The following is a 5781-nucleotide window of genomic DNA, read 5'->3' on the forward strand; positions in this document are numbered from 1 at the left end:
CCGATGAGATCGTAGGTTCCGGCTTCAGTGATAAGCACCCGGCAGAATTCGGTCCCTTCCGGGATGTCTCCCGCTATAGATATGGCACCGTCGACCTCCGGGGCATCCATATAGGAGCGCCCGAATACATCCCCGGTCTCAGGATCAATTTCATCGACAATCATCTCCATTTCGATTCCGACCAGCGATTCCTGGAACTCGCCTGAGATTTCCGCCTGAAGGCTCATTACCTCCTCGTACCGCTCAGCGGCTGTCTCCTCGGGGACTCTGTCTTCAAGGAGAGCGGCGCGGGTTCCCTCCTCCGGCGAGTAGACGAACGCACCCAGGCGCTCGAACCGAACCTCCTTCATGAAATCAAGAAGTTCTTCGAAATCCTCTTCGGTTTCTCCGGGGAATCCCACAATCAGTGAAGTTCGGATAACGAGACTTTCAACACGGTTCCGTAGATTTTCGAGCAGCGCGCGAATACGGTCGGGCGGAGTCAAACGTCCCATGCGACGGAGAATTCCCGGTGAAATGTGCTGAACCGGCAGGTCAAGGTAGGGAAGAAGCTGGGGGATACTGTCAAACGCTGTGATCAACTCTTCTGTAACATGTGAGGGATGGGCATACATGAGCCGCAGCCATTCCACACCCTCCACCGCGGCAATCTTTTCGAGCAGGGAGGGGAGATTCCCGTTGTCAAGGTCAATCCCATAATTGGTGGTGTCCTGCCCGATGATTACCAGCTCTCGTGCGCCAACCGATACCAGCTCTTCCGCTTCGCGGAGGATGTCCTCTTCCGCCAGGCTCCCGTAAGGTCCCCGGATCATGGGAATGGTGCAATACGCGCAGAGATTGTTGCAGCCCTCGGATATCTTGAGATAGGCGGTATGGAGCGGCCCGGAAACCACCCGGGTATAGAGAGTTTCCCCCTCATGCGCACGGCCTGCGAGCTCAAGGCAAAGCGCGGGAATACGGTCGCGCTCGGAAAGCCCCACAATGGCATCGGCCTCGGAAAGCTCGCTCACCAGGTCGTTACGGTACCGTTCGGCGAGGCAGCCCGCCACAACCAGAGCTTTAACCCGGCCTTTCTTCTTCAGGTCGGCCAGGGACAGGATGGTTTCGATGGATTCCTCGCGGGCGCTCTCGATAAACCCGCAAGTATTGACCACTATGATGTCGGCCTCTTCTTCGGGGACAATCTCGAAACCGAGCGAGACAAGCCCGCCCATAATGCGCTCGGAATCAACCTGGTTCATGGGGCAGCCGAGGGTGACCAGCGCGGCGGTAGGGGCACTCATTTTCTCGTCACCCCCAGCACAGTGCCGATTTTTTTCATGGCGCAGAAATCCCCGCACATGGTGCAGAGTTTCTCGTCGTGGGGCATGCTGGCTTTTCTTCTCGCGCGGGCATGGGCAGGATCTATTGCCAGCTCGAACATCCGCTCCCAGTCCAGGTTCTTACGGGCCTCGCTCATGGCATCGTCACGGTCCCTTGCGCCCGGATACCCGCGGGCGATATCGGCAGCGTGTGCGGCGATTCTTCCGGCGATGACCCCCTGTTTCACATCCTCCCTGGTAGGAAGGCAAAGATGCTCGGAAGGGGTCACATAACAGAGGAAATCGGCCCCGTACATGCCCGCAAGGGCCCCCCCTATTGCAGAGGTGATATGGTCGTATCCCGGCGCGATGTCGGTGACCAGGGGGCCGAGGACATAGAACGGCGCGTTCCGGCAGAGGCTTTTCATGATTTTGATGTTGGTCTCGACCTGGTCGAGGGGGATATGACCGGGGCCTTCCACCATGGTCTGGACCCCGGCGCGGCGCGCACGGTCCACCAACTCGCCCAGGACGATAAGCTCGCTTACCTGCGCACGGTCGGTGGCGTCCGCGAGAGATCCCGGCCGCATACCGTCGCCCAGGGAGAGGATGGCATCATACTTTTTGGTTATTTCGAGCAGGCGGTCGTATTCCGCATAGAGGGGGTTCTCACGGTCATTGTAAAGCATCCATTCCACCATGAACGCTCCACCCCGTGATACGATGTCGGTGAGCCTTCCCTGTTCAAGGAGACGCTCCACCGCCGCGCGGGTCACCCCGCAGTGTACGGTGATGAAATCCACTCCTTCCGCCAGGTGCCGCTCGATGATGGAAAACAGGTCGTCCGTGGTCATCCGCACCATTCCCTGACGGTGTCCGGCGGCCCACACCCCGGCCTCGTATATGGGCACAGTGCCCACCGGAACTTTTACTTCCGCCACAATCCGCCGCCGTGTGGCCCCGATATCGCCGCCGGTGGAGAGATCCATGATCATATCCGCGCCGTACTCAACAGCGGTGTGCGCCTTCTCCACTTCTTCTTCGAGCGAGGAGGCATCCGAGGAGGTGCCGATATTGGCGTTCACCTTGATGCGCATCCCCCGCCCGATGGCTACCGGCTCTATTCCACGGACTGCGCTGGTGCAGACGGTGATTTCCCCGGAGGCGATTCCCCGGCGCATCGTCTCACCATCCGTATGCTCTTTTTCCGCAATAGCCAGAAACTCAGCGGCAACCTGCCCGGCGCCGGCCCTTTCCATTCTGGTCATCTATATCACCCGCTTTCTTTTTCCTGTTGTCAAAGAATAATCAAGATTTATAATATACTAGGGGAAGATGGGAATGTCCAATGAGGAAAAACAAGAAGGCAGTTATAATACTGCGAGTAGATAAAAGGAGAAACCACATAAAACATTATCGACTTTAAAGTAACTTCACCAGCGCCGCAACCACCACAGCCTGTGCAACGAGCATCCCGGCCATCCATTTGAAAAGGTCGGCTTTCGTCTTTTCAATTTCACGGAGAAGTTCCGATTTAGTTAACTCGATGTTTTTAGTAAGCTCTGACCGTAATTGTTCGATTTTTTGGGTCAACTCTGACCGCACCTGCTCAATGTTTTGGGTCAGCTCCGAATGCATCTGCTCGATGTATTTAGTCAATTCTGACCGCATCTGCTCAATGTCTTTTTGAATCAGAGCCACATCCAGTTTATTCGCCAGATCGCTTTCCGTGACATTTTTTATCACATTCGCGATGCTCTTCGCGGCTTCATCTGGCAGGCTGGAGGACCGTAACTGCTCGTAAATCTGCAATGTATCGATGGTCATTTCATTTTCCTTTTCAATCATTTGTTACAAAAACGGTCACTTTCTTGAAGTTATGACTTTCGTAATACTTAATCGTTCCACTCAATAAGTATATATCGCGAGAATAGCGAAAGGCAACAATAAAGTTTTATGCGGCAGTGATTCGGAATGGAAGGGACATTTTTCTTTTTCATTTTCTTTTGCATTTAAAATATTGAATCTGTATATTTTATAAAACTTTATATTTATCAATGTTTACGGTCTTTTACCCTGTTTTGATACAGAAGGAAAATTGATTATGGGCAGTTTCCCGGATTTTTTTCAGGAGCACCGTCTGCTCAAGAGAGAGAATCTCCTGAAAGAAGGCATTAACCCTTATCCCTACTCGTTTTCCGCCACCCACACTATTCCCGATCTCATAGCCGGTTTCGATACACTTGCCGCAGATGAATCTACCGTATCCTGCGCAGGGCGAATGCTTTCGGCCCGGAAAATGGGCAAAAGCTGGTTTCTGGACATCATCGACAAGGGAAACCGCTTTCAGCTCTATGTGCGGAAAGAAGAATCATCCGAGGAGACGGTAAATCTTGTCCCGAACCTCGATATCGGCGACTGGCTGGGGGTAACCGGCCGTCTTTTCCGCACCCGCACCGGCGAGCCGACCCTCGTGGTGAAACAACTGGAAATACTTGGAAAATCTGTCGCCGATGTCCCTTTCGGTAAAATCCATGACGGGGTTGCAACCTACGCCCTATCCAACATAGAGGTTCGCCGTCAAAAGCGCTACCTGGACTGGATAACCGATCCGGATTCGGTGCAGCGATTCGAGCTTCGCTCACGGATCATCTCCCTCATCAGGCGCTACATGGAGGATCAGGGATTCCTCGAGGTGCAGACTCCCACCCTGGAACTGGTTTACGGCGGGGCGGAAGCCCGTCCTTTCACCACAACTGTCTGGGCGCTCGGCGGGCAGACCATGTTTCTCCGTGTGTCTCTCGAGCTCCCGCTCAAACGGTACATTATCGGCGGCTTTCCGAAGGTGTTCGCGCTGAATACCTGTTTTCGGAACGAGGGGATCGATTCCACGCATAATCCCGAATTCACACTCATGGAGTGGTATGAGGCGTTCACCGACTATGAAGACCAGATGACCCGGTTTGAAAACCTGACCTGCCACATTGTCAAGACCTGCCTGGGATCGCTGAATATTTCCTGCCAGGGCAGGGAAGTCGACCTGACTCCGCCCTGGAAACGTATACGGATTCCCGGGGTCATCGGTGAGCTTTTCGGCTGCGCATTCGAGGACATCGACCGTGAAAAGCTCATCGTCCGCCTGGACAATGAAATGTCCGATGAGAAACTTTCCTTTGTCGGAATGAGCCGTGAGAATTATCGCGCCGAACTGGCTGAAGCCAGGCTGGGGAAGCTGGTGATGGAGGTGGTGGAAAAGGAACTGGAAGCCTCCGGCCGTCTCTGGGCGCCATGCTTCCTCTGCGACCACCCGCGCGACATTTCCCCACTGACCAAGATCAAGCGGGGCAATCCCTCGTTTGTGGAGCGCTTCGAGCCGCATATCGCCGGTATGGAAATGGGAAACGCCTACAGCGAGCTTACCGACCCGGTGGAGCAGTATGAGCGGTTCCTCGCCCAGAGGACCGAGAAATCGGTGAAAGGCTACGAGGAGCACCCGGTTGACATGGATTTCATCCATGCCATCGCCTGCGGAATGCCCCCGACCGGCGGAGTCGGATACGGCATCGACCGTCTGGTCATGCTCATAACCGGGAAAGAATCCATCCGTGATGTCATCGCTTTTCCCATGAGAACAAATTGAAAGGCAAGGATGAAGGGGAAAAAGAATATCTCTCGCAAAGTTCGCAAAGAAAGAAAAAGGCAAAAAATCAGACAGGATTTACAAGATTAACAGGATTATGAAATATAGATGCCGAAACAAGTGCATCCAGTTATGGAGCACACGTGCCGGACCTTCCCGGATGCATCGTAGCAGGCAGCTCGCGCGAGGAGGTACTGGAGCTTATCAAGGGAGCAATCGAATTTCATATCCAGGGTCTCAAGGACGAAGGACATATCATTCCCCCGCCTTCCTCTGTAAGCGAGCTTGTAGAAGTAACCACCGCATAATCAGGAAAGGCAGCCGATACACAAACGCGCCATAGAGCCAGCTTTGAAGCGGTTTTTTTTTAACATGAATTTCCAAAAATATTTTTCTTGCTTGTGATGAACAGAATAGATTTATTTGCAATATGGAAATAGTGTCATATGATAAAAACCTTTTTAAATTGCAATTATAAAAAAACGGGCATTGAGTTGACGATTATTTAGTAGAGGTGCGCAAGATGATAACCAGTATAAAAATAAACGGTTTCAAATCGTTTCAAAATTTCGAGATGACATTTACACCACTGACTGTGGTGGCGGGAGCAAACGCTTCAGGAAAAAGTAACCTATTTGATGTGTTACGTTTGCTTTCTCGTTTAGCAGGAATGGACTTAAAAACTGCCTTCAGTGAGCAGCGCGGCAATCCCAGCGAATTGTTTACCCAATACGGTGAGAACTTGTACGCCTCGGAGATGGAATTTACCGTTGAAATGTTGGTCAATCGGAAAGTAAGAGATAATTGGGGTGGTGAAGCCGAGTTGAACAATACCCGTTT

The 5781-nt window shown here is 52.7% G+C and carries 6 protein-coding genes; 3 read left to right on the plus strand and 3 right to left on the minus strand.

The genetic code is table 11. The features are described 5' to 3' along the window. The 3 genes from rimO to Q8O92_13145 form a co-directional block, all read right to left on the minus strand. On the minus strand, positions 1–1283 hold a 1283-nt coding region (gene rimO / locus Q8O92_13135; GenBank protein ID MDP2984258.1), incomplete at its 3' end, for a 30S ribosomal protein S12 methylthiotransferase RimO. Then, on the minus strand, positions 1280–2569 hold the full coding sequence (thiC, locus tag Q8O92_13140; GenBank protein ID MDP2984259.1) for a phosphomethylpyrimidine synthase ThiC: 1290 nt from the start codon (positions 2567–2569) through the stop codon (positions 1280–1282). The genes rimO and thiC, both read right to left, overlap by 4 nt. 154 nt (positions 2570–2723) lie before the next feature. Continuing rightward, complete coding sequence (locus Q8O92_13145) at positions 2724–3128, minus strand: DUF1640 domain-containing protein (protein MDP2984260.1); 405 nt, start codon at positions 3126–3128, stop codon at positions 2724–2726. A gap of 277 nt (positions 3129–3405) precedes the next feature. Here Q8O92_13145 and lysS point away from each other — a divergent pair, with 277 nt between their 5' ends. The 3 genes from lysS to Q8O92_13160 all read left to right on the plus strand — a co-directional run. Beyond that, positions 3406–4941 carry a lysine--tRNA ligase gene (gene lysS, locus Q8O92_13150; protein MDP2984261.1) on the plus strand — a complete coding sequence of 512 codons (1536 nt, stop codon included), beginning with the start codon at positions 3406–3408 and terminating at the stop codon, positions 4939–4941. A 104-nt stretch (positions 4942–5045) separates the two neighbouring features. Beyond that, complete coding sequence (locus Q8O92_13155; protein ID MDP2984262.1) at positions 5046–5249, plus strand: type II toxin-antitoxin system HicB family antitoxin; 204 nt, start codon at positions 5046–5048, stop codon at positions 5247–5249. A 215-nt stretch (positions 5250–5464) separates the two neighbouring features. Beyond that, positions 5465–5781: AAA family ATPase (locus Q8O92_13160; protein ID MDP2984263.1), on the plus strand; the 317-nt coding region annotated here is incomplete at its 3' end.

Source organism: Candidatus Latescibacter sp. (assembly GCA_030692375.1).
GTDB lineage: Bacteria > Latescibacterota > Latescibacteria > Latescibacterales > Latescibacteraceae > JAUYCD01.

Excerpts from the sequence above, each read along its gene's own strand:
- thiC (MDP2984259.1), bottom strand. The coding sequence starts at position 2,569 with ATGACCAGAATGGAAAGGGCCGGCGCCGGGCAGGTTGCCGCTGAGTTT.
- Q8O92_13145 (MDP2984260.1), bottom strand. The coding sequence starts at position 3,128 with ATGACCATCGATACATTGCAGATTTACGAGCAGTTACGGTCCTCCAGC.
- lysS (MDP2984261.1), top strand. The coding sequence starts at position 3,406 with ATGGGCAGTTTCCCGGATTTTTTTCAGGAGCACCGTCTGCTCAAGAGA.